This window comes from Brevundimonas basaltis, assembly GCF_014202075.1.
GTDB lineage: Bacteria > Pseudomonadota > Alphaproteobacteria > Caulobacterales > Caulobacteraceae > Brevundimonas > Brevundimonas basaltis.
In genome coordinates this window covers 708,772-731,986 of record NZ_JACHFZ010000001.1, presented here as the reverse complement: position 1 = coordinate 731,986, position 23,215 = coordinate 708,772, and the positions used below count along the sequence as shown (strand labels likewise).

Annotated in this window: 23 protein-coding genes and 1 other RNA gene; 12 read left to right on the top strand and 12 right to left on the bottom strand. The window is 67.2% G+C overall.

Annotated features, from left to right (window positions below):
* Window positions 1-6: 6 nt before the first annotated feature.
* Entirely contained in the window at window positions 7-3,345 is a 3,339-nt protein-coding gene (locus HNQ67_RS03880; RefSeq protein WP_183252464.1) for an autotransporter outer membrane beta-barrel domain-containing protein, read from the bottom strand.
* Between the two features lie 199 nt (window positions 3,346-3,544).
* Between HNQ67_RS03880 and HNQ67_RS03875 the strand changes: the two genes are divergently transcribed.
* The 4 genes from HNQ67_RS03875 to HNQ67_RS03860 all read left to right on the top strand — a co-directional run bounded on the left by HNQ67_RS03875 (window position 3,545) and on the right by HNQ67_RS03860 (window position 6,589).
* Window positions 3,545-4,435: an SPFH domain-containing protein gene (locus HNQ67_RS03875; RefSeq protein ID WP_183252462.1), complete on the top strand. Its 891-nt coding sequence runs from the start codon at window positions 3,545-3,547 to the stop codon at window positions 4,433-4,435.
* A gap of 28 nt (window positions 4,436-4,463) precedes the next feature.
* The gene (locus HNQ67_RS03870; protein WP_246347421.1) at window positions 4,464-4,631 is read left to right on the top strand and encodes a type II toxin-antitoxin system antitoxin; all 168 of its coding nucleotides are present in this window, start codon (window positions 4,464-4,466) and stop codon (window positions 4,629-4,631) included.
* 133 nt (window positions 4,632-4,764) lie between these two features.
* Window positions 4,765-6,015 carry a glycosyltransferase gene (locus tag HNQ67_RS03865; RefSeq protein ID WP_183252799.1) on the top strand — a complete coding sequence of 417 codons (1,251 nt, stop codon included), beginning with the start codon at window positions 4,765-4,767 and terminating at the stop codon, window positions 6,013-6,015.
* A gap of 55 nt (window positions 6,016-6,070) precedes the next feature.
* Window positions 6,071-6,589 carry a phosphoglycerate mutase family protein gene (locus tag HNQ67_RS03860; protein WP_183252458.1) on the top strand — a complete coding sequence of 173 codons (519 nt, stop codon included), beginning with the start codon at window positions 6,071-6,073 and terminating at the stop codon, window positions 6,587-6,589.
* Here HNQ67_RS03860 and parE read toward each other — a convergent pair whose 3' ends face one another.
* From parE to HNQ67_RS03840, 4 genes are all read right to left on the bottom strand, one after another.
* Window positions 6,590-8,530: a DNA topoisomerase IV subunit B gene (parE, locus tag HNQ67_RS03855; protein ID WP_183252797.1), complete on the bottom strand. Its 1,941-nt coding sequence runs from the start codon at window positions 8,528-8,530 to the stop codon at window positions 6,590-6,592.
* Window positions 8,531-8,657: 127 nt separating this feature from the next.
* A complete protein-coding gene (locus HNQ67_RS03850) occupies window positions 8,658-10,010 on the bottom strand; it encodes an O-antigen ligase family protein (RefSeq protein WP_343054804.1) in 1,353 nt (450 codons plus the stop codon).
* Window positions 10,011-10,144: 134 nt separating this feature from the next.
* Entirely contained in the window at window positions 10,145-10,918 is a 774-nt protein-coding gene (locus tag HNQ67_RS03845) for a hypothetical protein (RefSeq protein ID WP_183252454.1), read from the bottom strand.
* 23 nt (window positions 10,919-10,941) lie between these two features.
* Window positions 10,942-13,281 (bottom strand): ATP-dependent helicase, encoded by a 2,340-nt coding sequence (locus HNQ67_RS03840; protein ID WP_183252452.1) that lies wholly within the window; start codon window positions 13,279-13,281, stop codon window positions 10,942-10,944.
* A 123-nt stretch (window positions 13,282-13,404) separates the two neighbouring features.
* Between HNQ67_RS03840 and HNQ67_RS03835 the strand changes: the two genes are divergently transcribed.
* Both HNQ67_RS03835 and HNQ67_RS03830 read left to right on the top strand, forming a co-directional pair.
* Window positions 13,405-13,602 (top strand): hypothetical protein, encoded by a 198-nt coding sequence (locus HNQ67_RS03835; RefSeq protein WP_183252450.1) that lies wholly within the window; start codon window positions 13,405-13,407, stop codon window positions 13,600-13,602.
* A gap of 3 nt (window positions 13,603-13,605) precedes the next feature.
* Window positions 13,606-13,929 carry a hypothetical protein gene (locus HNQ67_RS03830; RefSeq protein ID WP_183252448.1) on the top strand — a complete coding sequence of 108 codons (324 nt, stop codon included), beginning with the start codon at window positions 13,606-13,608 and terminating at the stop codon, window positions 13,927-13,929.
* Window positions 13,930-14,033: 104 nt separating this feature from the next.
* On the opposite strand, the gene HNQ67_RS03825 is transcribed toward HNQ67_RS03830, so the two are convergent.
* Window positions 14,034-14,270, bottom strand: coding sequence for a ribbon-helix-helix domain-containing protein (locus HNQ67_RS03825; protein ID WP_183252446.1), 237 nt, complete (start codon window positions 14,268-14,270; stop codon window positions 14,034-14,036).
* A gap of 114 nt (window positions 14,271-14,384) precedes the next feature.
* Between HNQ67_RS03825 and HNQ67_RS03820 the strand changes: the two genes are divergently transcribed.
* Together HNQ67_RS03820 and HNQ67_RS03815 are read left to right on the top strand one after the other, a co-directional pair.
* Window positions 14,385-15,131, top strand: a complete 747-nt coding sequence (locus tag HNQ67_RS03820; RefSeq protein ID WP_183252444.1) for a Coq4 family protein — start codon at window positions 14,385-14,387, stop codon at window positions 15,129-15,131.
* Window positions 15,132-15,220: 89 nt separating this feature from the next.
* The gene (locus HNQ67_RS03815) at window positions 15,221-16,162 is read left to right on the top strand and encodes a DMT family transporter (protein ID WP_246347420.1); all 942 of its coding nucleotides are present in this window, start codon (window positions 15,221-15,223) and stop codon (window positions 16,160-16,162) included.
* A 9-nt stretch (window positions 16,163-16,171) separates the two neighbouring features.
* On the opposite strand, the gene HNQ67_RS03810 is transcribed toward HNQ67_RS03815, so the two are convergent.
* Window positions 16,172-16,348, bottom strand: a complete 177-nt coding sequence (locus HNQ67_RS03810; RefSeq protein WP_183252443.1) for a DUF4169 family protein — start codon at window positions 16,346-16,348, stop codon at window positions 16,172-16,174.
* A gap of 75 nt (window positions 16,349-16,423) precedes the next feature.
* Here HNQ67_RS03810 and HNQ67_RS03805 point away from each other — a divergent pair, with 75 nt between their 5' ends.
* Together HNQ67_RS03805 and HNQ67_RS03800 are read left to right on the top strand one after the other, a co-directional pair.
* Window positions 16,424-16,657, top strand: coding sequence for a DUF2171 domain-containing protein (locus HNQ67_RS03805; RefSeq protein WP_183252441.1), 234 nt, complete (start codon window positions 16,424-16,426; stop codon window positions 16,655-16,657).
* Between the two features lie 80 nt (window positions 16,658-16,737).
* Window positions 16,738-17,502, top strand: coding sequence for a class I SAM-dependent methyltransferase (locus tag HNQ67_RS03800; protein ID WP_183252439.1), 765 nt, complete (start codon window positions 16,738-16,740; stop codon window positions 17,500-17,502).
* A 4-nt stretch (window positions 17,503-17,506) separates the two neighbouring features.
* On the opposite strand, the gene fumC is transcribed toward HNQ67_RS03800, so the two are convergent.
* On the bottom strand, window positions 17,507-18,898 hold the full coding sequence (gene fumC / locus HNQ67_RS03795) for a class II fumarate hydratase (RefSeq protein ID WP_183252437.1): 1,392 nt from the start codon (window positions 18,896-18,898) through the stop codon (window positions 17,507-17,509).
* A gap of 81 nt (window positions 18,899-18,979) precedes the next feature.
* On the opposite strand from fumC, the gene HNQ67_RS03790 reads away from it, so the two are divergent.
* Both HNQ67_RS03790 and HNQ67_RS03785 read left to right on the top strand, forming a co-directional pair.
* A complete protein-coding gene (locus tag HNQ67_RS03790) occupies window positions 18,980-19,582 on the top strand; it encodes a peptidylprolyl isomerase (RefSeq protein WP_221247698.1) in 603 nt (200 codons plus the stop codon).
* Window positions 19,579-19,932, top strand: a complete 354-nt coding sequence (locus HNQ67_RS03785; RefSeq protein WP_183252435.1) for a RusA family crossover junction endodeoxyribonuclease — start codon at window positions 19,579-19,581, stop codon at window positions 19,930-19,932. Before HNQ67_RS03790 ends, HNQ67_RS03785 begins: the two co-directional genes overlap by 4 nt.
* A 4-nt stretch (window positions 19,933-19,936) precedes the next feature.
* Here the strand turns inward: HNQ67_RS03785 and HNQ67_RS03780 are convergent, their stop codons facing one another.
* The 4 genes from HNQ67_RS03780 to HNQ67_RS03765 form a co-directional block, all read right to left on the bottom strand.
* Entirely contained in the window at window positions 19,937-20,692 is a 756-nt protein-coding gene (locus HNQ67_RS03780) for a C13 family peptidase (protein ID WP_183252434.1), read from the bottom strand.
* Between the two features lie 61 nt (window positions 20,693-20,753).
* Window positions 20,754-21,239 carry an SspB family protein gene (locus HNQ67_RS03775; protein WP_183252432.1) on the bottom strand — a complete coding sequence of 162 codons (486 nt, stop codon included), beginning with the start codon at window positions 21,237-21,239 and terminating at the stop codon, window positions 20,754-20,756.
* 80 nt (window positions 21,240-21,319) lie between these two features.
* Window positions 21,320-21,684: a transfer-messenger RNA gene (gene ssrA, locus HNQ67_RS03770) on the bottom strand.
* Between the two features lie 2 nt (window positions 21,685-21,686).
* Window positions 21,687-23,189 (bottom strand): sensor histidine kinase, encoded by a 1,503-nt coding sequence (locus HNQ67_RS03765; RefSeq protein WP_183252430.1) that lies wholly within the window; start codon window positions 23,187-23,189, stop codon window positions 21,687-21,689.
* Window positions 23,190-23,215: the final 26 nt, after the last annotated feature.

The following is a 23,215-nucleotide window of genomic DNA, read 5'->3' as shown; positions in this document are numbered from 1 at the left end:
ATCGACCTAGAACCGGAAGCTGGCCCGCAGGAACAGCATGTAGCGCACATAGTTTTCGATCATCTCGGCATCGGCGCTGACCGACAGCATGCCCAGCTCATTGCCGACATTGAGGCGGAAGCCGACGATCGGTCCGCCGCCCTCAATGGTGTCGGGAGCGAGGGTGAAGTCACCGCCGCCGGAGCGGAAACGGGCGATGGTGTCGCCCGGATCCACCGATATGTTCTGTCGCCAGCCGAGCCGCACTTCCGGACGCAGCCAGTCGTTGTCGCCCATCTTCATGCCGATATTGATGGCGGCCGTGGCGGAGAACATGTGGCCGTCGCGATCATCGATCTCGAGATCGAATCCGTCGCCCCCGCCTTCCTCGACGTGGCCGTCCTCGCTGAGCGAGAAGAATTCGGCGTAGGCTTCGGGCCGGATCCAGAACCGGCCGTAGTTGCGCTCATAGGACACGCCGCCGGCGGCGGCCAGGGTGAAGCCGTTCCAGTCGGATTCGTTGGACAGGTTCAGGCCGGCGCCGACGAAGCGGCGCTCGGACGAGAACGAGGCATAGCCCGCCGCGGCCCGCGCCCAGGTCGTCCAATACTGGCCCTGTGCCCGCCAGTAGAGGCCGAGCTCCAGCAGGCTGGCGGACAGGACTTCCTCCGCCTCGGCTTCGGGATCCTCAAGATCCGACGAGGTGAAGGCGAGGCTGAGGCCGACGGCGCCGAGGCCGGAGCCGCGCTCGATGCCCCCCGCGACCCCGAAGCCTTCCGAACGGAAGCCGTAAGAGTCGGTCTTGTCCTTGTCGGCGTAGAAATTGATCTCCTGCACCCAGGCGCTGGTCTCACCCGGCGCGGCCGAGGCGTTGCGGCCGGTCAGGGCGCGGGTGACGGCGTCGACGCCCGAAGCCAGCGACAGCAGCGGTCCGCCGGAGTGGTCGGGCAGCAACTGCTCGTAGAGGTTTACGAAGTCGTCGCGGTTGGTCTGGCCGAGGAAGGCGTCACGCACCAGGCCAGCGTTGGCCCCGCCCAGCGCGCCGTAGAAGGCGTCGAACATCTGGGCTTCGACCGCGATCAGGTTCGCCTCATCGGCCGTTCGGCGGCGCACGTCGGCGAACACCTGGCCAGCGGGAAGGTTGGCGCCCACGTCGACCACATACAGGTAGGGTGAGTTCGGCTCGATCGAGCTCAGATCGATGTCGCCGTAGTTCAGCGTCGCCGCGTCGATCAGGGTGAAGCGGTCGGGAGCCGTCAGCAGGGAGTTGAAGCGAACGCCCAGACCGGCGCCGTTGGCGAGCGTGGCGGTCCCGGAGACGTTGAAGGTTCCGGCGGCGTTGTTTGTCGGGTCCAGCGTCACCACGAGGGTGCCATCGGCGCCGACGTTGAGGTTGGTGAGGTTCAGCGCATTCGTATGACGGCCCTCAAGCGTGCCTTTCGATACGTCGATGTCGAGCAATCCGTCGGTGTCGGACAGGGCGCCGCGCACCAGCGCCCCGCCGCTGATCAGCAGGGAGTCCGCGCCGTCGCCGAAGCTGATGTCGCCGATGATCAGGCCGTTACGAACGTCCAGCGTGTCGGCGCCGCTTCCCAGTCTGATCGCGCCGAACATGTTCGGTTCGTTGTTGTCGGGAACGCCGTCGCCGTCCGTGTCCGGGTTGACGTCAGTCGGGGTAGCGGTGATGCCGTCCTGGATGATGGTCACGCCCGTGGTGTTGGCGCTGACATCGATGGCCGTGGCCGAGCCGGTGATCGGGTCGTTGTCGGCGTTGGCGTTGATCGTGGCCTGGATCGAACGGTAGTTCGTGATCGCCGTCAGGGTCCCGCTGAGATCGTGGATTCCGAAGGTGTTCGCCGTGCCGCCGCCTGTGGTGGCCAGAATGTTGCCGCTGTTTGTAAGGCTGTTGACCACCGCTCCCGCGTCGATGCGGATCCCGGTGGTCGAAGCGGCGATCGTGCTGTTTGAACCCGCGGTGATGGCGTTGGTGTTGATCACGGCCGGGGCGATGGCGCCTTCACCGAAACGGATGGCGGTGGAATCAGCATCGAACGACAGAGACACGATCGTGCCGTCATTGCGGAAGCCGCCCGAGAGGTCGACGGTCTGGCCCGCATTGCCCCCGATTACTACGGAATTGGCGGCGACGCCGTCGTACGCCACGCCGCCCACGGTCATCTTGCCGTACACGCCTTGGGCCGTGATGCTGCCGCGGTTGATGAAGCCGAAGGCCGCATCGCCCGTGCCGACGTTTCCGAGCACGATCGATTGGGAAGCGGAGCCAACCTCCACGGCCGGCGCCGAACCGTAGGCATTGATAGCGGCGGTTGCTTCGGTGGAATCGAGAAGGCCGTCTCCATCGCGATCGGTGTCGGTCCGGTTCGGGATTCCGTCGCCGTCGTCATCCTCGTCGCCGTTCTTGATGCCGTCGCCATCGTCGTCGCCTTCAAGGCCGCCCGCCCCGTAGCTTGGCCCGCGATCGAACACGACGCCGCGGGCCACGTTGCCCCGGATGGAGACAGCCGGCCCGCCCTGCTGAAGGTCTTCCGCGTCCAGTTCGTCGAGGAACAGCAGATCCTGATTGTTTTGTGCGGTCTCGGTGAACCCGGCGGGCCGCTCGGGCGGCCGGGTCGTATAGCGGTAGCCCGACGAAGAGATATTGGAGTGGATGACCAGGGCACCGCCGACGTCGCCGGCTACGGCAAACGCGGTCGAGCCCGGGCCGACGGCTGATATGCTGCCGCCCGTCCGAAGATCACCGCTGATGTCTCCGTTGACGCTGACCCCGAAACTGTTGGCGCCCGTGACCTGAACCGAACCAAACATGTCGAAACCGCCGTTCAGCGGGGCCTCGAGCAGGATGCCGTAGGAGTTGTTGCCCTTGACGGCGATCTGCGCGCCTGAAGCCACGGTGATTTTGCCGGTCAGGGGCGCGGCGCCGGCGAGCCGAACCCCATAGCGATCCGAGCCGTTCGCGAACGGACCGTCGATATCGCCGTCCTTGTCCGTGTCTCGCTCCCGATCGGTCGGGGTGTCTTCGCCCAGGCTGATCGAGCCCGCGATGCTGATGTCAGAGGTGTTCCCGCCCTCGATCAGGACGCCCGTGGCTCCGGCCGGGGCATTGGCGATGGTGATCGAACCACCATCCATCGTGAAGTTGTGGCTAGAGTTAACCGTGACGCCGACGCCGCTGTTCAGGACGATCGAGCCTCCCGTACCGAGCCGAATGCTGTCAGGACCGCTGCCGGTCGCATTCGCCGTGGTGATCGGCGTGGTGCGGGTCGTCGAGATGACGATCTCGGCCATGGCGCCCGAGGCCGCCATCAAGGGAGCGATCGCCACCGCGGTCGCGAGCATAATACGCATTCGGAAAAGAACCCCTGTGGACGACACGCAGAGACGCCGGCGATCCTCTAACAGGGACCGGGCCAGCCTGCCTCAAGTTTCTCGAATTTGAGGCGAATGCAAGGCCGAAGGCGCCCCGTCCATGGGCAGGTTGAGCTTGGCCATTGCCAAAAACGGTATCATTATGATATCATCACGATATCGATGTCAGGAGGGACCGATGGCCACGACCCACTCGAAATCCACAGAACGCCCCGCCTCGACGGCCAACGGCATTCTCATGCTGCTTCTGGGCCTGGCGCTGCTGATTGGGGGCCCGGTCGGAATCGCGCAGGACCCGGACAACACCCTGCTGCTCGTCGGCGGCGTCATCGCGGGCGTCACCGGCCTGTTCCTGATCGGCGGTCTATATTCGCTGCAGCCGAACGAGAGCGTGGCCATCCTGCTGTTCGGGGATTATCGCGGCACCGACCGCAAGGCCGGACTGCGCTGGGTGGTGCCGTGGTACAGCCGCAAAAAGATCAGTCTGCGTGTCCGCAATCTGACCAGCGACAAGCTTAAGGTGAACGACAAGCGCGGCAATCCGATCGAGATCGCCGCCAATGTCGTGTGGCGGGTCGAGGATTCGGCCCAGGCTCTGTTCGACGTCGATGACTATCAGGCTTTCGTGAACATCCAGGTCGACACCGCCCTGCGCGACATCGCTTCGCACTATGCCTACGACCATGGCGAGGAGTCCGACGCGCCTGAAATGACCTTGCGCGCCGACGCCGAGGATGTGGCGACCCGGCTGAGGGACGAGCTGGTCGGACGGGTCCGCGTGGCCGGCGTGGCCGTCGACGAGGCCCGGCTGGCCCATCTGGCGTACGCGCCGGAGATCGCCGGCGCCATGCTGCGCCGCCAGCAGGCAGAGGCCATACTGTCGGCCCGCCGCCTGATCGTGCGGGGAGCGGTCGCCATGGTCGAGAACGCCCTCGCCGACCTCAACGAGCGCGAGGTGGTCGAACTCGACGAGGACCGCAAGGCGGCCATGGTCTCGAACCTGCTGGTGGTGCTGTGCGCCGACCGCGAGGCCCAGCCCGTGGTCAACACCGGTACGCTGTACGGCTGACATGGCGCGAACCAGGAAGCCATTCCTGATGCGGGCCTCACCCGGGGTGATGGCGGCGGTCGAACGCCTGGCCGCCGCCGAGCTGCGCTCGGTCAACGCCCAGGTCGAGACCCTGCTGCGCGAGGCGTTGGCGCGGCGCGGTGTCGTGCCTTCGGAAGACCCTCCGCCGGTGGACGACACCAAGGATGACGCTTGAGCTTCGCCGTCGCGGGCGCTACGGCGCGCGGATGGTCAAGTCGCATATGTCCAAGGTCCGCAAGGCCCGCCGCATCCAGAAGCGGGTTCGGCGCGTTGGTCCGCTCGGTATCAGCGCGGCGGAGAAGGAACTGATGAACCTGGCCGGACTGGAGGTCCAGGAGGGCGAGCTTCGTCTGATCCCCGGGTGGGACGAGGAAGTTTCGGAGACCCTGAAGGCGACCAAAGCCGCCGGCGACGACGACCGCCCCCGGCTGGTCGACACCACCATGCTCTACGCCCCCCGCTCGGGCGGGGTGAAACGCTATCTGCTGTCCAAGAAGGCATGGCTGGAGACCGAACGTCCCGGCGTGGCCCATTCGCTGGTCGTGCCCGGCGCGCACCATAAAGCCGGCGACGATGGCATTGTGCATCTGCATGCGACCAAGCTGCCGTTCGGCGACGGTTATCGCTGGCCGACCTCGGTGCGCCGCTGGGCGGCCTGGACGGCATCGCTGAACCCGTCGCTCATCGAGGCGGGCGATCCCTACACGCCGGGGCAGGGCGCCCTCGAGGCCGGGCAGCGCGCCGGCTGCCCCGTCGTCGGCTTCTGCCACTCGGACCCGGCCGGCCTCGCCGCCCTGCATTTCGGCGAATGGGCCAAGAAGCCGGTCGAGAAGCGCTGGGCCCGGCTGTTCGGCCAGTTCGACCGGGTCATCTCGCCGAGCCGCTATATCGCGCGTCGGCTGGAGGAGGCCGGCATCGAGGATATTGTCATCCAGCCGCTGGGGGTTGAGGTCGACACCTTCCGCCCGGACCGCCGCGACCGCGACTGGCTGTTGAAGAAGCTGAACCTGCCCGGCTCGGCCCGGCTGCTGGTTTTCGCCGGTCGGCCCGCCCGGGAGAAGAATATCGACGTGCTGATCCAGGCGGTCCAGAAGCTGGGCGATCCCTATCACCTGATCCTGATCGGCGCGGGCGCCGGCCTGCCGGCCGAGGACCGGGTCATCTCCCTGCCGTACGAAGCCAACCCCAAGGCCGTGTCGAAGATCATCGCCTCGTGCGACGCCTTCGTGCATGCCAACGACAAGGAGCCGTTCGGCCTGATCGTGCTGGAGGCCATGGCCTGCGGCCGGCCGGTGGTCGGCGTCAACGCGGGCGGGGTCATGGAGACGGTCGACAACAGCGTCGGCCAACTGGCCAGGAGCGCCAATCCCGTCCACTACGCCGCCGCCGTCGAGGCCCTGTTCGCCCGGGACATCGAGGCCCTCGGCGCCGCCGCCCGGGTCAAGGCGGTTGAGCGGTTCTCCTGGGGCCGGGTGTTCGAGGATCTGTGCATGACCTACGCCGACGTCAGCGGGAAGCGCGCCTTCGTCGAACCCCGCGGTGACCGGGTCGAGCACTGACGATCTCGACAGCGACGGCGCGCCCCGTCACTCTGAGCCGAAACGGGGATCATCCATGAAACGCCTTCTGCTCGCCGCCGTCCTGACGCTCGCGACCGCCCTGCCCGCCATGGCCCAGACCGTGGTCATCGTCCGCCACGCCGAAAAGGTCGACTCCAGCGCCGATCCGCTGTTGTCCGACGCCGGGCAGGTGAGGGCGCAGGCGCTTGCCGCCCAACTGGCGGGAGATCATCTCTCGGCGATCCTGACCAGCCCCCTCCAGCGCACCATCCTGACAGCCGCCCCGACGGCGGACCTGCACGGCATGACCTCCGAAGCGATCCCGCTGAGCGACGGCCTGCAGGCCCATCTGGCCGCCATCGCCGCCCGCGTGGAAGCCGCGCCGGCGGACGCCGTCATCCTGATCGTCGGCCACAGCAACACGGTTCCGCTAATCGCCCGCACGCTGGGCTACGCCGGGGCCGCCGACATGCCGGATTGCGAATACGACCGGCTGACCACCCTGCATCTCATGGGCGAGGGCCGGGCCCATGGTGTGGTCAGCCGCTACGGCGAAGCGTCGACCTGCGCCTGATCACACGTCCAGATCGGCGACCGCGAACTGGGCGTTGTCCTGGATGAACTGGAAGCGGGCCTCGGCCTTCTTGCCCATCAGGCGCTCGACCAGATCCTCGATGTCGTCCTCGGAGGCCGGCACGGTGACGCGGGCGAGGGTGCGCTTCTTCGGGTCCATGGTGGTCTCCTTGAGCTGGGAGGCCATCATTTCGCCGAGACCCTTGAACCGGCCGATCTCGACCTTCTTGCCCTTGAACACCGTGGCCAGAAGCTCGTCGCGGTGGGCGTCGTCGCGGGCGTATTCGCTCAGGGGGCCCGCGCTGATCCGGTAGAGCGGGGGCAGGGCCATGAACAGCCGCCCCTGACGGATCGTTTCGGGCATGGAGCGGTAGAAGAAGGTGATCAGCAGGGCCGCGATGTGGGCCCCGTCCACGTCGGCGTCGGTCATGATGACGATGCGCTCGTAACGCAGGTCGTCGATGTTGAAGCGCGTGCCGGGCTGCACGCCCAAGGCCAGCGCCAGATCCGACAACTCGATATTGGCCCGCAGCTTGTCCGCCGTGGCCGAGGCCACGTTCAGGATCTTGCCGCGCAGGGGCAGGATGGCCTGGGTCGTGCGGTCACGCGCCTGCTTGGCCGAGCCGCCGGCCGAGTCGCCCTCGACGATGAACAGTTCGGTGCCCTCGGCCGACTGACGGGTGCAGTCTGACAGCTTGCCGGGCAGGCGCAGCTTGCGTGTGGCGGCGGCGCGCTGGACTTCCTTGTCCTTGCGGCGCTTCAGCCGGTCCTCGGCCCGTTCGATGACAAACCCCAGCAGGGTGTTGGCCTGTTTCGGGCTCTCGGTCAGCCAGTGGTCCAGCGGATCGCGCATCAGCTGTTCGACCAGCCGCGCGCCCTCCGGCGACGACAGGCGATCCTTGGTCTGCCCCTGGAACTCCGGGTTGCGGATGAACACCGAAATCAGCGCACCGGCGTTGGCGATGACGTCCTCGGCGGTGATCAGCCCGGCCCGCTTCTCGTTGACCAGTTCTCCATAGGCCTTGAGACCCTTGACCAGCGCAGCGCGGAAGCCGGCCTCGTGGGTGCCGCCGTCCGGCGTCGAGACCGTGTTGCAGTAGGAACTGACGAAGCCGTCGGCCTCGCCGAAGCCGATCGGCGACCAGGTCACGGCCCATTCGACGGCCCCGGCCTCGCCCTTGCGCTCGACCCGGCCGGCGAAGGCGGGGGTGACGGTCTCGATCTCGCCGATCCGCTCCGACAGGGCGTCGGCGAGGCCGTTGGGGAAGTGGAACACCGCCTCGGCGGGGGTGTGGTCGGTGATCCGCTCGGACGCGCAGGTCCAGCGGATCTCGACGCCGCGGAACAGATAGGCCTTGGACCGCGCCATGCGGAACAGCCGCGCCGGCTTGAACGCCGCCCCGACGCCGAAGATTTCCTCGTCCGGCTTGAAGCGGATCAGGGTGCCCTTCTTGCGCGACGGTCCGACCTGCTGGATCGGACCCAGCACATGGCCGCGGGCAAACGACTGCCGCCATTCGTGGCCGTCGCGCCAGACGGTGACGTCGAGGTGCTCAGACAGGGCGTTGACCACCGAAACGCCGACGCCGTGCAGGCCGCCCGAGGTCTCATAGGCCTTGCCCGAGAATTTGCCGCCCGAGTGCAGCACCGTCATCACGACCTCGAGGGCCGATTTGCCGGGGTGTTTGGGGTGCGGATCGACCGGGATGCCGCGGCCGTCGTCGCGCACGGACAGCCAGCCGTCCGCGTCGAGATCGACGGTGATCAGCTTGGCGTGCTTGGCCACCGCCTCGTCCATGGCGTTGTCGAGGACTTCGGCGAACAGGTGGTGCAGGGCCCGCTCGTCGGTGCCGCCGATATACATGCCGGGGCGTTTGCGGACCGGCTCCAGCCCCTCCAGCACCTCGATCGACGAGGCGGAGTAACCGGTCGCGGCCTCCATCGGGGCAGGCGAGGGCGTGTCGGCGGGCTTCGGCGCCGGCGCGGGCTCGGGGCGCGGCGCGGCCGCCTGCGGCGTCAGGGCCGGCTCAGGCGCAGCCGTCGGCTCCGGGCCTTTCGGCTCGGGGATGTCATCGAACAGGGATGGCGCGGCGTTGGGACCCATAGCGGTACTGTGCTGCGATTCGGGGACCGGTCTGGTAGGCCCGGCGGCGCTTCTCCACAAGCGGCGCCGCCACCGTGGACGGCGCCGGCAGGATCGCCCGGGTCATCGCCGCGAGGAACAGCACCCAGGGCAGGCCCTGGTGCGCCAGCAGGATCGACTCTGACAGGCTCAGCACGAAGAAGGCGGCCAGGAAGCCCAGCGCCCACCAGCCCTCGCGCACGCCCTGGCCCATCGAGCGGAAGACGGTGATGACGGCGGTTCCGGCCATCAGCGTCCCGACCAGTATCGCCCCGGGCCAGCCCAACTGCACCAGCAGGTCGATCCAGCCGTTGTGGGCATTGGGCACCGGCCACTGGGTTTCCTTGCGCACCCAGTCAGCGGGCGCGGACTCGCCTTCGCGGCCCCAGAAGGCGCCATAACCGTAGCCCGTCCACGGCCGGTCGGCGACCTTGCGCATCAGGGCGTCCCAGATGTCGGTCCGGCCCGTCAGCGACGGGTCCTTCCCCAGAACCTCCAGCACGGTCACGGAGTGGGACTCCCACAACCAGACGCCGGCCCCGGCCAGCACCACGGCGGCCCAGATCGCCACGACGCTGAAGGCCGCGCCGCCGCGCCGCAGGGTCCAGAAGCCGCCGACGAAGGCCAGTCCGACCACCAGGCACAGCAGCGAAGTCTTGGACTGGGTCGCCAGCACCAGAATCGACGACAGGATCAGGGCGATGGCCGGCAGCAGTCGTCTCGGGTCGGGCGAGGCGAGGCAGGCGGCGGAGGCCGTGGCCCCGATCACCATCACCGCCCCCATCTGGTTCTTCTCGTACCAGAGGCCGCGCCACAGGCCGGCGTTCTCGTACTGGTGCACCCCGATGGCGGGGAAGGCGAAGACCATCACCAGACTGCCCACCGCCATGATCAGGGCCGCATGCATCAGCAGCCGCGGCAGATGCGGCCCCCGGAACACCGCCCCCAGATAGAGGGCGAAGGCCGAACTGATGGCCAGGGCGATGACCCGCCGCATGGTGGTGTGAAAATCGATCGACCAGTAGCGCGAGGCGAAGGCCAGCCCGATCAGCAGGGCGATGGCGATCATCGCCGGCCACGCCCGCCACAGCCGGTCGATCCGATAGATCAGCAGCCCCGCGATGGCCGCATAGGCCGGCAGCCAGACCAGCCGCAGCACCGGCGTCTCTTCCTGCAGCGGGGCGAACACCGGCCCGATCAGGGCGCCGGTCAGCATGGCGATGATGACGACGCAGATCGCCCGCTCCCACAGGGCGGGCGGGGTTTCGATCAGGACTCCGTCTGGACGGGATTCGCGCACCCTCGCAGAGTCGGCCAACGGGCTTAAAGAAGGGTTGGGGCATGCATCATGGCCAGCGAGACGTCGGGTGGTCGCATGTTGCTTCACCTTCACCCATCTTCGAGCCATGGAAGGGTATTGCGGTTGAATGCGCGCTATTGCGGTGTCTCTACGGCGCTCTCTGCGAAATGTTTGTTTGCTGCGCCCACGAGCTTTTTAATAAACTCGTTCTCATCACCCTCAGCTGTTTTGATTATAATGTCGCGGTCATCCATGGGCATGTCTCGGACATGAAATTTCCCGTCAACAAAATCGGCCTTAATTGCGCCAGAAGATTTCAGCGCTATTAGATATCCATTGATCATTCCAGATATATATTTGCTTTCCATTGCTTCGAATGGGTCAAACGATCTATTTTTCTGGTGGCCGACCGCTGCCATATACATGGCTATAGCTGTACCGTTTGTTCCGTCGTTATACATCTCAACCAAGTTGAGCCCCCTCCCGGCTTGATCCGCGTTAGCTTCTGGCTTCTCAGGGGCGCTATTTGATACCGACGCATCACTGGCCGACAGAGTGAACTGATCGATCTTTTTTCCTATTGCATCAACAGACTGCGGCAGCTCATCAAACAGAGAGACTTTGCTAGCAAGGGAGAGGGCTGCGGCCTCCACCGATTTGGTTGCGGTAAATGCCTGTTGGGACGCGGACTCAATCTTGGATAGAGAAGATAACAGGGTGCTATTGCCAGACAGCGACTGAACAATTGCGATAAAAGCCACAGCCAAAGAAGATAGCCCCAAGGCTATGGAAACAATTGTTGGTATTTCATCTAGCGTTGACCATGAGACACTTAGGCTTCCAATCAGAAGCGCAGCAAGTATCACGATAGTCCAAGTCATATGCGTTTTGATATTATCGATCTTCATTTTTTCCCCCGTACTCAACTGAGCTACGCCTTCTCCACAAACGTATCGATCACCTTCTTCTCCCCCGCCTTCTCGAAGGCCACCACCAGCTTGTTGCCCTCGATGCCGGTGATGCGGCCGTAGCCGAACTTCTGGTGAAACACCCGCTCGCCCTTCGACCAGCCCGAGCCCGACTTCGGATCGGCGGTGGCCACCAGTCGTCCGTCGCCCTCGATCAGCGCATGCCGCGCCGGCCGCGCCGCCGGAGCCCGCGCCGCCGTGAACGACTGCGCCCGTTTCCAGCCCGGCGAGGAATAGCCGCTGCCGAAGGTCGGCATCTCGTCCCAGCGGCTCTTGGCCTCCTTCATGCCGGGCGTGACGCCGTAGTAGCCGGTGTCGCTCTCGGCCTCGACGTGATCGATGGGCAGTTCATCGACGAACCGGCTCGGCAGCTGCGAGGTCCAGCGGCCGTAGACCAGCCGGTTGGCCGCGAACGATATCCGCACGTCCGACTTGCCCCGCGTCACCCCGACATAGGCCAGCCGGCGCTCCTCCTCGAGGCCCTTTTCGCCCTTCTCGTCGATGCTGCGCTGGCTGGGGAAGACGCCTTCCTCCCAGCCGGGCAGGAAGACCAGCGGGAACTCCAGCCCCTTGGCCCCGTGCAGGGTCATGACCTGCACCGAGTCCGCGCTTTCGCCCCGGTCGAGGTCCATGACCAGCGAGACGTGCTCCAGATAGGCGGTCAGGCTGTCGAAGGCCTGCATGGACTGGATGAGCTCTTTCAGGTTGTCGAGGCGCGTCTGGCCGGTGGCCCGGTCGGCCTTCTGCATGTCGGTGTAGCCGCTCTCCTCCAGCACCGTCTCGGTCAGTTCCCAATGGGTCGAGGTCTGTGCGAACTCGCGCCAGCGGTCGATGTCGCGCACGAAGTTGGACAAGGCCGTCCGCGTCCGCGCCTGCAGCTCGTCCGACGTGATCAGATCGCGTACCGCCGTCATGGCCGAGCGGTTCGAGAGCCGGGCGATCTGCAGCACCTTCTGCACGCTGGTGTCGCCGATGCCGCGCTTGGGCACGTTGACGATCCGCTCGAAGGCCAGGTCGTCGTCTTCCGACAGGATCAGCCGGAGATAGGCGTGGGCGTCGCGGATCTCGGCCCGTTCGAAGAAGCGCGGCCCGCCGATGACTACATAGGGCACGGCGAGCATGACGAACCGTTCCTCGAACGCCCGCATCTGGAAAGAGGCCCGGACCAGCACCGCCATGTCCTTGTACGCCACGCCCGCGCGCCGGGCGGTCTCGATCTCGTCGGCGATCAGCCGGGCCTCGGCCTCGCCGTCCCAGACACCGCGCACCCGGACCTTGTCGCCGCTCTCGTCCTCGGTCCACAGCGTCTTGCCCAGCCGCCCCTTGTTCGAGGCGATCAGGCCCGACGCGGCGCCGAGGATATGCTGCGTCGAGCGATAGTTGCGCTCCAGCCGGATCACCTTGGCGCCGGGGAAGTCGCGTTCGAAACGCAGGATGTTGTCCACCTCGGCGCCCCGCCAGCCATAGATCGACTGGTCGTCGTCGCCGACGCAGCAGACATTGCCGGTCGAGGACGTCAGCAGCCGCAGCCACAGATACTGGGCGACATTGGTGTCCTGGTATTCGTCGACCAGGATGTAGCGAAAGCGTCGACGGTATTCCTCGGCGATATCCGCGTGTTTCGACAGTATGGTCAGGTTGTGCAGCAGCAGGTCGCCGAAGTCGCAGGCGTTCAGGCTGACCAGCCGCGCCTGATAGGCCGCATACAGGGCGTGCCCCTTGCCGTTGGCGAAATCCTCGCTCGACGGCAGTTTCTCCGGCGTCCAGCCGCGGTTCTTCCAGTGGTCGATCAGCCCGCTCAGCGAGCGCGGCGTCCAACGCTTGGTGTCGAGATTGGCCGCCTCGAGCAGCTGCTTGCACACCCGCTCCTGATCGTCCGTGTCGAGGATGGTGAAGGTTGACTTCAGCCCGACCAGCTCCGCGTGCCGCCGCAGGATCTGCGCCGCCACCGAGTGGAAGGTGCCCAGCCAGCGCAGCCCCTCGGCCGACGGCCCGATCAGATGAGTGATCCGCTCGCGCATCTCGCGCGCGGCCTTGTTGGTGAAGGTGACGGCCAGCAGCTCCCACGGCTTCGCCCGCCCCGTGGCCAGGATGTGCGCCAGCCGGGTGGTCAGCACCCGGGTCTTGCCCGTGCCCGCGCCGGCCAGCACCAGCACCGGCCCGTCGACCGTCTCCACCGCCTCGCGCTGTTCGGGATTCAACCCGGCCAGATAGTCGGGCGCGCCGGACGGGGCGACGCCGCCGGGGCCGCGTGAGCGGGCGAGATCGGATATGCGCGGGGAGGGGGTTTCAGGCAGACTCATCGGGAGAACATAAGGGGCACGGCCGCCGATGTCAGCGCCATCGTCGACGACCGCGCTCACGGAACCGCAAAGCCTGTTCTCCGTTCCGCTTGCCGACACAGGGTCACAGGAAGGGACGGCCTCATGGCTGAGAACACAAACAACACGGGCGGCGGCGGAAACACCGGCCTCGCCTTCATCGTCGGGGCGGTCGTGGTCGTGCTCGTGATTGTCGCATGGTTCGTCTTCGCCCGAGGCGGCGCGCCCGAGACCAAACAGATCGACGTCGATGTCGATCTGCCCGAGGTTTCGGCCCCGCAGGTTCCCGGCACGGGAGGCTGATCGATGACCGATCCCAACGTCCCTCCGCCCCGCGACCCCGAGGACCGGCCCGAGGTCGTGCATCATACCACCATCAACAACCCCCCGTCGAATGGCGGAGGCGGGTCCGGCTGGATCGGCTTCCTCGTAGGCGGCATCGTGGTGGTGCTGATCATCATCGCGATCGTGGTGTTCGCGGGCGGCGGCCTGAACCGCGCCACGGACACCAATGTCGACCTCGACATCGACCTGCCTGAGGCGCCGGCGCTGCCGACGCCCGAATTGCCGGACCTGCCGCCGGTCGAGCCGCCGACGCTGCCGACTCCGGAGCCCGCTCCGGCCAACTGATCGGCTATCCAGCCGACAAATGATCGTGGTTCGTCCCCGGACCTTCTGGTCCGGGGGCAGACTCGCGCCGCCGTAGCCCTCGCGCGGCAGACATGCGATCGCGGTCAGTCCGGCGCCGCGGGGTCCGCGAACGACCGGTCGCCGCCGGTCCAGGCGAGGGCCAGCAGCCGGCAGGCCGAGGCCAGCGGGGTCCGTCCCCGCCGCTCGTCGATCCGCTTCATGAGCCCGGCATGGGTCAGCCCCAGCTCGGTCGCGATCCCGTCCAGAACCGCCCAGAACTCGGCTTCCAGCGCCACCGAGGTGGCGTGGCCTGACAGCGAGACGGAGCGTTTTCTGAGCATCGGGCCAGCCTAGCCGAGCCGGTCGCCAGGGGCGAGGCTCCCACCGTTCATGATCGCCGTTCACCCAGAGCGCCGGACGCGATATGTTAACCTCGCCCCGGACAGGATCGCCGCATGACCATGATCGCCGACTTCGATCGTTTCCGCCCCCAGAGGCTGGAGCCGCTGACGGCCTTCCGCGCCTTTCGCAGACTGGTCCGCGACAAGGAGGACACCGCCCAGGTGTTCGAGATCATGCGCGCCCTCTCGGGCCGTTCGATCGCACGCGGCTACAACCGGATGCTCGGCACCATGGAAGGCGGCCGCCAGGCCTTCCTCCGCGAGGAACTGGCCCACAGGCTCGACGATCCGTCGTGGCTGGCCCAATTCGGTCCCGGCACGGTCGGCGCGGCCTATCGGGACTTTCGCGAGGCGCGCGGCTTCACCGCCGAGGGCCTGGCCGACGAGGCCCGCAAGGTCGCACCACAGGCCGACGCCCCCCACCCGGTGATCTGGTATTCGCGCCGCCTGCGCGACGTGCACGACATCTGGCACGTCCTGACCGGTTACGAGACCGACGCATTGGGCGAGGCCTGCGTGGTCACCTTCTCCCACGCCCAGACCGGCAACCTCGGCTTCGCCTTCATCGGGTTGGGCGCGGCGCGGGAAATCCGGCGCGAAAACCGCACCGTCCCGGCCCGCCGGGCCGTTCTCCAGGCGTGGCGGATCGGCCGCGCCGCCCGCTGGCTGCCCGCGCTCGACTACGAGGCCCTGTTCGCCGAACCGCTGGAGGCGGCCCGCGCCCGTCTCGGCCTGCGCCCACCCACCGTCTACGAGACGGTTCCGACCGAGGTTCGGGCCGCTCTGCGCCTGCGCGCCTGACCGCGCCTTTCGGACGCCATAAGACCGACTTGTGACGGGATGCGGATCCTCGGCTTGCGCCGGGTCTCCAGCTCCTCCACTTGGCGAACATGACCGCACCTTCCGAGTCTCTTGCTTCGCCGCCCTCCGGACTGTCCCGCGCGACCCTGTGGGCGATCGCCGGCGTGGCCGTGTGCGCCATCATCTGGGGCACGACCTGGTACGCCATCACGCTCCAGCTGGGCCAGGTCGCGCCCCTGGCCTCGATCGTCTGGCGCTTCGGCCTCGCCGCCGTCCTGCTGTTCGCCGGCTGCCTGCTGACGCGCCGCTCGCTGAGGCTGACGCTGACCCAGCATCTGGCGGCTGCGGGGCAGGGGATCTTCGCCTTCTCGATCAGCTACAGCTTCACCTACGCCGCCGAGGGCCGGATCGCTTCGGCGGTGGTGGCGGTGATCTTCGCCTCGCTCGCCCTGCTCAACCTGATTCTGTTCCGCATCGCCGCCGGTCAGCGGGCCGCGTGGCTCTCATGGGGCGGAGCGGCTCTCGGCGTTGTAGGCGTGGCGGTATTGTCCGGCTCGGAAGTGCTGGGCTCCGGGCTCGATGAGGCCAGCGCGATCGGCGTCGGGTTCGCGATCACGGCCGTGGTGGCGGCGGCGTTCGGCAATTTCTTCGCCTGGAGGGGCCAGGTGGCGGGCTCGGCGGTGATCCCCTCGACGGCCTGGGCCATGGCCTACGGGACAGGCTTCCTCGCCCTGTTCGGCCTCGCCACCGGCGTCGAATGGTCGATCGATCCGACCTTCACCTACGTCGGCTCGCTGCTCTATCTGGCGGTGTTTGGTTCGGTGATCGCCTTCGTGGTCTATTTCAGCATCGCGCGTGCGCGTGGCTACGCCTTGGCCAGCTACATCTCGGCCCTGACCCCGCCGATCGCCATGCTGGTCTCGGTGATGTTCGAGAACGCCCGCTTCGGCTGGCTGGCGCTGGCGGGCCTCGCTCTCGTCCTCGCCGGACAGGTGCTGCTGATCCGCGCGCCCAAGGTCTCGGCCGTCTGACGGACCGTCTCACTCCTCCAGTTTCGAGCCGTCGAGGAGCCGGTCGGCGCGAGCCTGCTCCTTCTCCGCCGTCGTTCGCTCCGCCTTCGAGCGGCCATGCGCGGCGCGATTGGCGGACGCGGCGGCCTTCGCCTCGGCCCTGGCCCGGTCCTTGCGCGCCCGGTTCAGGTTCACGACCTCGCCCATGACGCCTCCGTTATGCAACCGGCCGCGCGGCCGGCGGGTTGTCCTGACTCATCTCAACCCGTCAGGAGTGCCCCCATGGTAGACCTCTCGCTGCTCCGCGAAAGCCTCGAAGTTGTCGGATCGGACGGCGAACACGTCGGCCGCGTCGATCACGTTCACGGCGACCAGATCGAACTGGCCAAGCTGGACCTCGGCTCGGGCTTCAAACACCACCTGATCCCGGTCAGCTGGGTCGACCATGTCGACGCCCACGTCCACCTCAACGTCACCAAGGACGAAGCCAAGGCGCGGTGGACCGAGAAGTCCTGACCGCGGCGGGGTGTGATGCCATGGCGAGGTCCCGCTAACAGCGAGGCTTTTCTCGTTCGCTTGGTGGGATAGACTGGGCCATGGCGCTCAGACACATCGACTACGACGACAACCAACATCGCAACTATGCGAAGGGGCGGCCCCTGCACGGGGCCGCCCGGGCGCTGTGGATTGCGGCGTTCGAGGCCCATGCGCCCGAACGGCGCCCCCTACGTGTGCTGGACCTGGGCTGCGGCGCTGGCCGGTTCACCCCGCCGCTCGCTGACGCCTTCGGAGAAGCGATCGGCGTTGAACCGTCAGACCGAATGCGTGCGACCGCCGAGCGCGAGAATCCCCATGCGCGCGTGCGCTACCTCCCCGGGTCGGCCGAGGCGATCCCCCTGGAGGACGGGTCGATCGACCTGGTGTTGATGATGCTGTCCTGGCATCACGTACGCGATCAGGCGGCGGCGGCACGAGAAATCGCGCGGGCGCTGCAGCCCGACGGACGTCTGTTGGTCCGCAGCGTGTTCAGCGACCGCATGCCGGTGATCGACTGGCACCGCTTCTTTCCACGCGCAGGCGCAATCGAACGGGCCATGTTCCCGACGACGGATCAGGTGGAGGCGGCGTTCCGGCCGGTCGGGCTGAAACCGGTCGCGCTGGAGCGCCATCGCGAGCTGATCGCCGACAGCTGGGCAGAGACCGCGGCGCGGTTGAAACTGCGACCCATCTCGACCTTCGAGCATATGCAGGAAGCTGAAATCCTGGCGGGACAAGCCGCTCTGGAAGCCCATGCGGCGGCGGAGACCACACCCGCGCCCCTGTATATCGATGCGGACCTGATGGTGTTGACGCGGAGCTGACGGGTCACCCGGGCGAGATCATCTTCTCCGGCCGCACCCACTCGTCGAACTCCTCGTTCGTCAGATAACCGCCGCCGACGGCTTCCTCGCGCAGGGTGGTGCCGTTCCTGTGCGCCGTCTTGGCGATCTTGGCGCAGGCGTCATAACCCAGCTTGCCGTTCAGGGCCGTGACCAGCATCAGCGAATTGTCGAGGCCGCGCTTGATGTTGTCCTCGCGCGGCTCGATGCCGACCACGCAGTTGTCGGTGAACGACACCGCCGCATCGGCCATCAACCGCACTGACTGCAGGAAGTTGTAGGCCATCACCGGGTTGAACACGTTCAGCTCGAAATGCCCCTGCGAGCCGGCGAAGGTCACGGCGGCATGGTTGCCGAACACCTGCACGCAGACCTGGGTCAGGGCTTCGGACTGGGTCGGATTGACCTTGCCCGGCATGATCGACGAGCCCGGCTCGTTCTCGGGCAGGGCCAGTTCGCCCAGACCCGAACGCGGGCCCGATCCGAGGAAGCGGATGTCGTTGGCGATCTTGAACAGCGAGGCGGCGACGGTGTTGATGGCTCCGTGGCTGAATACCATGGCGTCATGGGCGGCCAGGGCCTCGAACTTGTTCGGCGCCGTCGTGAAGGGCAGGCCGGTGATGGCGGCGATCCGCTCGGCCACCTGTTCGGCGAAGCCGACCGGGGCGTTCAGCCCGGTGCCGACCGCCGTTCCGCCCTGGGCCAGTTCCATCAGTTTCGGAAGGGTCTGTTCGATCCGCTCGATGCCGTTGGCGACCTGCTGGGCATAGCCGCCGAACTCCTGACCCAGCGTCAGCGGGGTGGCGTCCTGGGTATGCGTCCGGCCGATCTTGATGATGTGGGCCCAGGCCTTCGCCTTGGCGTCCAGCGCCGCGTGCAGATGCTTCAGCGTCGGGATCAGGTCGTTGACTACCTGTTCGGCGCAGGCGACGTGCATGGCCGTGGGGAAGGTGTCGTTGGACGACTGGCTCATGTTGACGTGGTCGTTGGGATGGACCGGCTTTTTCGAGCCCATCTCGCCACCCAGCATCTCGATCGCACGGTTCGAGATCACCTCATTGGCGTTCATGTTCGACTGGGTGCCCGAGCCGGTCTGCCAGACCACCAGCGGGAAATGGTCGTTCAGCTTCCCTTCGATCACCTCATTGGCGGCGTCGACGATGGCCTTGCCGATCGCCGGGTCCAGCTTGCCCAGCGCCATATTGGTTTCGGCCGCCGCGCGCTTGACGACGCCCAGCGCCCGCACGATCGGCAGCGGCTGCGTCTCCCAGCCGATCTTGAAATTGCCCAGCGACCGCTGCGCCTGCGCGCCCCAGTAACGATCGGCGGCGACCTCGATCGGGCCGAAGGTGTCGGTTTCGGTGCGGACGTTGCTCATGTCGGCGGCTCTTCAGGCGTGGCGGGAGGATGCGCGGCGGTGTAGCACGGGCGGGCGAGGGGACAAGGCGGAGGAGCGGCGATGCGGACGATGATGATGGCGGCGGCGCTGGCGCTTTCGGCCTGCGCCGCCTCGGCGGCCGACCAGCCCCGCGTGGTCCTCGACACCGACGCGGGCCGCATGGTCGTGGAACTGGAGCCGGAGCGCGCGCCCCTGACCGTCTGCAACTTCCTCGGCTACGTCACCGACGGCGACTACGCGGGCGGCTCCTTCTTCCGCACCGTGGTGCGCGAGACCAACGCCAATCCCAACCCCATCGACGTCATCCAGGCCGCCACCCCGCGCGGCTCGGACGATGACCTGCGCCCGCCGATCCCGCTGGAGCGCACCCGCGACACCGGCCTCAGCCACGTCGCCGGGGTCATCTCCATGGCCCGCGACGGTCCCGACACCGCCACCTCCAGCTTCTTCATCGTGACCCAGGATACGCCCAGTCTCGACTTCGGCGGGGGGCGCAACCCCGACGGCCAGGGCTTCGCCGCCTTCGGCCGTCTGGTCGAAGGCCTCGACGTCGCCCGCCGCATCCAGATGTCCCCCGCCGACGCCGCAGAGCAACTGACGCCGCCGGTGGTGATCCGCTCGGCGACCCTGATCAGCGACGTTCCGGCCCGGTGCCGCCTGTGACCGCAGGCTGGACCGGCATCGGCAAGGTCCGCGCCCGCGTCCATGGAGAGGGGGTCGAGATCGCCATCGACGGCCTGACCACCCAGGCCAAATACTACAAGCCGCTGGTCTATGAGTTCATGCGAAAGGAGTGGGCCTCCCGCCCGTCCTGGGGCGATTTCGTCGTCGAGATCCGCATGGAGCACGTCGGCGACCCGCCGCACATCGACCTCGACAACCTCGCCAAGGCTCTGCTCGACGCCATCAAGGGCTATCTGTTCCACGACGACGCCCAGGTCGCCCGCTTGCTGGTCGAGCGCCACGAGGGCGAGCGCGAACGGATCACCATCCGGGTGTTTCCGCAGCCCTGATCGGTCAGGGTGAGCGCTCGAACCTGAGCGTCGGCAGCCGCAGCTGCATCTCCGCCCCGACGAACAGCTGCGGCTCGGAGGGCAGGGCGATACCCGCCGCCTGCTCCTTGCGCGCCACGCAGGCGCGCGCCGCCGCCGCCAGCGCCAGAAAGTCGCTCGCCGCCGGCAGGCTCTCGATGACGCAGCCGTCGAACCACGGGTACGTTTCTCCCGCCCCGCAGCCGAACGACGTCCGCTCCCGGCTCGTCGCGGTCAGAACCATACGGTTCGGCGCCGCCAGCGCATTGACGAAGACGCCGGAATAGCAGGCCGAGACGATCACCACTGTCGGCCGCGCCCCGCACCATTCGCGCACCATCCGCCCCAGTGACGCCGGGGTGACCAGCCCGTCGTCGCCGAACACCATGCCTTCGGGCGTCCCGTGCGAGGTGAAATACAGCAGGCAGCCGCCCTGCGCCCGCCGGGTCAGATCGCCGACGGCGCGCGCGACGACTTCCGCGCTGGCCGTGCGGGACGCGGCGGGGTTCAGGGTGAAGTCGATCATGCTGCCGCTCGGCAGACCCGCGGCCAGCAGACCGGCGGTCACGTCGCGCCGCGCATTGTCGAAGGCCTCGATCGGCTGCCTGCCGCCGTCGCGCCAGTCCGCCGAGATCACCACCGTGGCCCAGCCGTCAAAGCGGCCCGCTGATCCCTGCGCGCGGGCCGGTCCGGCCAACGCGAACACGGCCGTCAGCATCAGCAGCAGAAATCCCCGACCCATGCGCGACCCCTCACTCATCGCGGGGGGCAGGTTAACGCAAGCGACGCCGTGGAAAAGGGGCCTACTTCTTCCGGAACTGGTCCAGCGAGACAACCTTGGGGCCGTCGTCGCCGGTGGCGGGCGGCGGCGTTTCGGCCACCGCCTCGGGTTCGTCGGCGATCTCCTCGACCACGGCCGGCATCTCGAACTGCAGCAGGAACTGCACCGACGGATCATAGAAGCGCGTCACCGCCGTATAAGGCATCGACAGCACCTTCGGCATGCCGCCGAATTTCAGCATCACCGAGAACCGGTCCTGCTCGACCTTCAGGTCCCAGTACTGGTGCTGCAGCACCACTGTCATCTCGTCCGGGTACTTTGCCATCACGTCCGGCGGCACGCTGACGCCCGGGGCCCTGGTCTTGAATGTGATGTAGAAATGGTGCGCCCCCGGAATGCCCTCGGGCAGGGCCGCGCGCTCCAGAGCCGAGCGGATGACGCCGCGCAGGGCGTCCTGCGCCAACTGCTCGTAGTGCATCTCGTCGACTGGCGGGGTCTCGTCGGCCATCGGGTCCTCGGCGTTGCAGTCGAGGGTTTAGACGCGCAGCGGCGCGGGCGAAAGACGCGGAGACGGTAAAGAGTCGGGAAAGTGCCAGGGGTTCTGTTGGCAGGCCCCCAGGCGGCCCCGCCTGGGGAACTGATCCCCCAGGACTTAAGTGTTCGAAATCAACCGAACCGCATTACGCGGCGAGGCGGACTTCTCCAGCGAAGTTATCGTTCGCAGTTAGATAAAGGCCCGATACGGTGGGCCAGGACGGGCGAAAGCAGTCTTCTTTACACGTCCGTCGATGCTAGTCGGCCCCGCACCGCCCGCCGATACACGGGAGGAAATGGTGGAGCCGCCGGGAATCGCACCCGGGTCCGGTCCGCTTATTACAAGCGCGTTTATCGCCATAGTCCGGGCGAACCCGGACATCCCCAATATAGGCGCTCCGGGGCGGCATTCCAAGCGGGCTCATGCGGTGTCGGCGTGTAGCCCCACCGAGATTTCGCAGACCACGCCCTCGGGCCGGAAATCGAGGCGGGCCTTGCCGCCTTCTCCAGCCATGGCGCGCTCGATCATGCGACTGCCGAAGCCGTTGTGATCCGGCGCCGAGACGGGAGGGCCGCCGCTCTCGGTCCAGCACAGATCGACGCAGGGCTCCGGGTCCGGGCGCACGCGCCAAGAGACCTCGACGCGACCCTGGTCCTGCGTCAGCGCGCCGTATTTCATCGCATTGGTGGTCAGCTCGTGCAGCACGAGGGCGACCGCCACCGCTGACTGGGGCGGCAATCTCACGTCTGGCCCCTCCAGATGGAAGCGGCTTTCCGCCGTCGCATGCGCATGCAAGGCGCCGCGCACGATGTCGCCCAGATCGGCCGACTCCCAACCCTCGGCGGTCAGCACATTGTGCGCGTTGGCGAGGGCGACCAGACGACCTTCGAAGGCCTGCCTCGCCGCGGCTGCCTCGCCGCGGAAGGACTGCTGGGCGAGACTCTGGACGATGGCCAGGGTGTTCTTGACCCGATGATTCAGCTCGTCGACCAGCAACTGCAGATGGCGGTGCTGGCGGATTTCCGCCAGTTGCGCCCGGCGCCCCTCGGTGACGTCGTAGCCGAGACAGAAAATGCCGGAGACTTCGCCGGCGTCGTTGAACAGGGGCGCGTAGGTGAAGGTCAGGTAGCGGGTTTCCTCGGGCGCGTCGGGTCCGCGCCGATACCGGACCTCCGCCTCCCGCGCCTCGAAGACCACGCCGGTCCTGTAAACCGCGTCCAGCTCCTCGAAAAACCCCTGGCCCTCGATGCTGGGAAAGGCGTCACGGATGGTCTGTCCGACCCAGCTCTCGCTGTTGAACGTCGCCCGGTGCGAGTCATTGACGAACTCCACCACGTGGTCCGGGCCATGCATGATGATGATGAAGCCCGGGGCCTGTTCGAACAGCCGCCGTTGTCGGGCCGCCTCTGCGCTCCGGCGCTGTTCGGCCAGCACCGTCTGGGTGGTCTCGGTGCAGATCACCAGAACCCCGCCGACCCCGGCGGGCGCGTCCGGATTGTCGATCGGGCCGTAGCTGTAGGTCCAGTAGACGGTCTCCAGCACGCCGTTTCGGGTGATCGGCAGCAACTGGTTCTCGTGCCACGTCGCGCCACGCCCGGCCATCACCTGCTCGATTTGCGGGCTGATGTCCGGCCAGATCTCTTCCCAGACCTCGATCGCCGGTCGCCCGAGGGCTCCGGGATGACGTTCATCGCCGATCGAGGGCCGGAAGGCGTCGTTGTAGAAACAGGCCCCCTCGGAACCCCAGATGATGAAGATCGGATGGCCGGTGTTGAGCATCAGCCGGACGGTGGTGCGCAGCGGCTGGGGCCAGGTTGCGGGCGGGCCGACCGGCGAGGTCGACCAGTCATGCGCGCGCATCAGGGCGCCCATTTCTCCGCCGCCCTCCAGGAAGGCGAGATCGGTGTCCGGCGCAGTCCGCATGTCAGCCCCTTGTCCCGCAGCAAACA

Excerpts from the sequence above, each read along its gene's own strand:
- HNQ67_RS03880 (WP_183252464.1), bottom strand. The coding sequence starts at position 3,345 with ATGCGTATTATGCTCGCGACCGCGGTGGCGATCGCTCCCTTGATGGCG.
- HNQ67_RS03875 (WP_183252462.1), top strand. The coding sequence starts at position 3,545 with ATGGCCACGACCCACTCGAAATCCACAGAACGCCCCGCCTCGACGGCC.
- HNQ67_RS03870 (WP_246347421.1), top strand. The coding sequence starts at position 4,464 with ATGCGGGCCTCACCCGGGGTGATGGCGGCGGTCGAACGCCTGGCCGCC.
- HNQ67_RS03865 (WP_183252799.1), top strand. The coding sequence starts at position 4,765 with ATGAACCTGGCCGGACTGGAGGTCCAGGAGGGCGAGCTTCGTCTGATC.
- HNQ67_RS03860 (WP_183252458.1), top strand. The coding sequence starts at position 6,071 with ATGAAACGCCTTCTGCTCGCCGCCGTCCTGACGCTCGCGACCGCCCTG.
- parE (WP_183252797.1), bottom strand. The coding sequence starts at position 8,530 with ATGGAGGCCGCGACCGGTTACTCCGCCTCGTCGATCGAGGTGCTGGAG.
- HNQ67_RS03845 (WP_183252454.1), bottom strand. The coding sequence starts at position 10,918 with ATGAAGATCGATAATATCAAAACGCATATGACTTGGACTATCGTGATA.
- HNQ67_RS03840 (WP_183252452.1), bottom strand. The coding sequence starts at position 13,281 with ATGAGTCTGCCTGAAACCCCCTCCCCGCGCATATCCGATCTCGCCCGC.
- HNQ67_RS03835 (WP_183252450.1), top strand. The coding sequence starts at position 13,405 with ATGGCTGAGAACACAAACAACACGGGCGGCGGCGGAAACACCGGCCTC.
- HNQ67_RS03830 (WP_183252448.1), top strand. The coding sequence starts at position 13,606 with ATGACCGATCCCAACGTCCCTCCGCCCCGCGACCCCGAGGACCGGCCC.
- HNQ67_RS03825 (WP_183252446.1), bottom strand. The coding sequence starts at position 14,270 with ATGCTCAGAAAACGCTCCGTCTCGCTGTCAGGCCACGCCACCTCGGTG.
- HNQ67_RS03820 (WP_183252444.1), top strand. The coding sequence starts at position 14,385 with ATGACCATGATCGCCGACTTCGATCGTTTCCGCCCCCAGAGGCTGGAG.
- HNQ67_RS03815 (WP_246347420.1), top strand. The coding sequence starts at position 15,221 with ATGACCGCACCTTCCGAGTCTCTTGCTTCGCCGCCCTCCGGACTGTCC.
- HNQ67_RS03810 (WP_183252443.1), bottom strand. The coding sequence starts at position 16,348 with ATGGGCGAGGTCGTGAACCTGAACCGGGCGCGCAAGGACCGGGCCAGG.
- HNQ67_RS03805 (WP_183252441.1), top strand. The coding sequence starts at position 16,424 with ATGGTAGACCTCTCGCTGCTCCGCGAAAGCCTCGAAGTTGTCGGATCG.
- HNQ67_RS03800 (WP_183252439.1), top strand. The coding sequence starts at position 16,738 with ATGGCGCTCAGACACATCGACTACGACGACAACCAACATCGCAACTAT.
- fumC (WP_183252437.1), bottom strand. The coding sequence starts at position 18,898 with ATGAGCAACGTCCGCACCGAAACCGACACCTTCGGCCCGATCGAGGTC.
- HNQ67_RS03790 (WP_221247698.1), top strand. The coding sequence starts at position 18,980 with ATGCGGACGATGATGATGGCGGCGGCGCTGGCGCTTTCGGCCTGCGCC.
- HNQ67_RS03780 (WP_183252434.1), bottom strand. The coding sequence starts at position 20,692 with ATGGGTCGGGGATTTCTGCTGCTGATGCTGACGGCCGTGTTCGCGTTG.
- HNQ67_RS03775 (WP_183252432.1), bottom strand. The coding sequence starts at position 21,239 with ATGGCCGACGAGACCCCGCCAGTCGACGAGATGCACTACGAGCAGTTG.
- HNQ67_RS03765 (WP_183252430.1), bottom strand. The coding sequence starts at position 23,189 with ATGCGGACTGCGCCGGACACCGATCTCGCCTTCCTGGAGGGCGGCGGA.